Source organism: Bacillus sp. SIMBA_005 (genome assembly GCF_046535585.1).
Taxonomy (GTDB): domain Bacteria; phylum Bacillota; class Bacilli; order Bacillales; family Bacillaceae; genus Bacillus; species Bacillus pumilus.
Map to the genome: position 1 here is coordinate 1 of NZ_JAWRWI010000515.1, position 267 is coordinate 267.

Genomic DNA, 267 nt, shown 5'->3' on the forward strand with positions numbered 1-267 from the left:
CTTTAGGGCCGCCAAGCTGTTGCAACAAGATGTTCCCAGCGGTATTATCGCTGTAACGGATAGCCGCTTCCGAGATTTCTTTTAGGCTCATGCCTGTATCTAGGTGTTTCTCTGTGATTGGAGAATATGTAACAAGATCGTCCTTGCTGTAGTGGATGACTTCATTAAGTTTTTCAATTGAGTTTTTCTTCAGGACAGCAGCTGCGGCTAGAACTTTATAGGTTGATGCGTAAGCAAATCGTTCATTCGGCCGATAGGCGATTGTCT

Annotated in this window: 1 protein-coding gene; it reads right to left on the reverse strand. The window is 44.6% G+C overall.

All coding sequences use genetic code 11. The annotated features are described in order from the left end of the window. The coding region (locus tag SB660_RS21125; protein ID WP_410584344.1) for a serine hydrolase at positions 1-267 on the reverse strand (267 nt) is incomplete at both ends.